Origin of the sequence: Xanthomonas sp. SHU 199 (genome assembly GCF_000364665.1) — a bacterium.
Lineage (GTDB): Bacteria > Pseudomonadota > Gammaproteobacteria > Xanthomonadales > Xanthomonadaceae > Xanthomonas_A > Xanthomonas_A sontii.
In genome coordinates this window covers 1-2,243 of the sequence record NZ_AQOI01000192.1, presented here as the reverse complement: position 1 = coordinate 2,243, position 2,243 = coordinate 1, and the positions used below count along the sequence as shown (strand labels likewise).

General features: G+C 69.2%; 2 protein-coding genes. One reads left to right on the top strand and one right to left on the bottom strand.

Going from position 1 to position 2,243, the window contains the following annotated elements; all coding sequences use genetic code 11:
• Nucleotides 1–1,320, bottom strand: a 1,320-nt coding sequence (gene rhlB, locus D183_RS0108085; RefSeq protein ID WP_026144300.1) for an ATP-dependent RNA helicase RhlB, incomplete at its 3' end; no start/stop codon positions are given.
• A 202-nt stretch (nt 1,321–1,522) separates the two neighbouring features.
• Between rhlB and trxA the strand changes: the two genes are divergently transcribed.
• Complete coding sequence (trxA, locus tag D183_RS0108080; protein ID WP_017908556.1) at nt 1,523–1,864, top strand: thioredoxin TrxA; 342 nt, start codon at nt 1,523–1,525, stop codon at nt 1,862–1,864.
• The last annotated feature ends 379 nt before the right edge of the window (nt 1,865–2,243 follow it).

Here is a 2,243-nt window from a genome sequence, read left to right as displayed (position 1 = left end):
GCCGGGCTTGCCGCGACCGCCGCCGCGACGCTGCTCGTCGGCCTCGCGCTGGGCGCGGGCCTCGCGGAAGATCTCGCCGATGCTCTCCTCGCCATCGGCCTCGGCGGCCTCGCCCTCCACCGGCGCGCGCGGGGTGCGCGGCAGCGCCACCAGCAGCTCGGCGGTGACCGGCTCGACCGGGATCTTCTGCTCGATGTAGGCCTCGATGTCCGGCAGGCTCATCGCATAGCGCTCGCAGGCGAAGCTGATCGCGTCGCCCTCCTCGCCCAGCCGCGCGGTGCGGCCGATGCGGTGCACGTAGTCCTCGGCGTCGAACGGCAGGTCGTAGTTGTAGACGTACTTGACCCCGTCGATGTGCAGGCCGCGCGCAGCCACGTCGGTGGCCACCAGGATCTCCAGCTGACCCTTCTGGAAGCGGTTGAGCAGGGTCTCGCGCTTCTTCTGCGGCACGTCGCCGGACAGCACGCCGACCCGGTAGCCGTTGCGCTCCAGCGCCCGCGCCACGCGCTCGACGAACGCCTTGGTGTTGACGAACACCATGGTGCGCGCGCCCTCGCTGCGCGACAGCAGACCCAGCAGCAGGGTCAGCTTCTCCTCGTCGGAGGGGAAGTAGATGCGCTGGCGCACGCGCGCGGCGGTGATGCTCTCGGTCTCGACGACGAGCTTTTCCGGCTCGTTCATGTGCTCGTAGGCCAGCTCCAGCACGCGGTGGCTGAGGGTGGCCGAGAACAGCAGGGTCTGGCGGGTGCCGCGCTCGGGCATGCGCCGCAGCAGGAAGCGGATGTCCTTGATGAAGCCCAGGTCGAACATGCGGTCGGCTTCGTCGAGCACGCAGATCTCGCAGGCGTGCAGCGACACCACCTTGTGCTGCTTGACGTAGTCGATCAGGCGGCCGGGGGTGGCGATGATCACGTCCACGCCCTGCTGCAGCAGTTCGCGCTGCTTGTCGTAGTCCACGCCGCCGTAGACCAGGGCGAAGCGCAGGCCCAGTTCGGAGCCGAACTTGACCGCGTCCTTGTGGATCTGGATCGCCAGCTCGCGGGTCGGGGCCAGGATCAGCGCGCGCGGATCCTCCGGCTTGCGGTCGGCCAGCGCCGGGCGGCTGAGCAGGCGGTTCATCACCGCCACCAGGAACGCCAGGGTCTTGCCGGTACCGGTCTGGGCCTGGCCGGCCACGTCGCGGCCGGGAAGGGCCACCGGCAGGGTCAGCGCCTGGATCGGGGTACAGCGGGTGAAGCCGGCGCTTTCGAGGCCTGCGAGCAGCGCAGGCTGCAGTTCGAACGCGGAAAAAGTCACATCGGTCAGCGGTTTGTCGCTCATCATTCCATCTTCGTGAGGCCACCCCGCCCGAAGCGTAAGGTCGCGGCTTGCATCGGTCCCGGCAGCGTCGCACACTGGCGTCTTCCATGCCGGGTCGCGCGACAGGGGGAATCCCTTGAGATCGCCGCGCAATGCCCCAGTTTACCGCAATGCGGCGGCCACCCGGTCCGGCCAGTCGCATTGGCCCAGGAGAACCCCCAAAGTGAGCGACAAGGTCCTTTACGTCGGCGACGCCGATTTCGATGCCACGGTGCTGCAGTCCGACGAGCCGGTCCTGGTGGACTTCTGGGCCGAGTGGTGCGGCCCGTGCAAGATGATCGCGCCGGTGCTGGACGACCTCGCCGACGCCTACGACGGCCGCCTCAAGGTCGCCAAGGTCAACGTGGACGAGAACCGCGCCACCGCGATCAAGTACCACGTGCGCTCGATCCCGATGCTGCTGCTGTTCAAGAACGGCCAGATCCAGGCCACTCAGATCGGCGCGGTCGGCAAGGGCCAGCTGACCCAGATGATCGACAAGACCCTGGGCGGCAGCGCCGCCTGACGCCCGCTGCCGGCACCGCTCCGCAACCGGAGCGGCGCCGCGGCAGCCCGGCCGGCGCAGCATCGCCGGCGGCTGAATCGCCCACGAACGCCTGCTTGCCGTGCCTGCGTGGCGGTGATAGTGTCGATACATCCGGTGGCATTCGCACACCGCACCCCCTCTGGAAGATTCTCTCCCAGACCTCCTCCCAACCCCGTATGCCCCCACGCTGGGCGCTCGCACTCTTAGCGAGGAACACCACTTGTCCGATCACACCATGTCCGAACCCGGGAGCGCCGACGCCCCCGCCGAGAAGCGCGTGCGCAAGCCGCGCGTCAGCAAGGCCGCGAGCGGCGCGGAAGGCGCCGCCGAGCACGGCGCGCCGGCACAGCCGACCCTG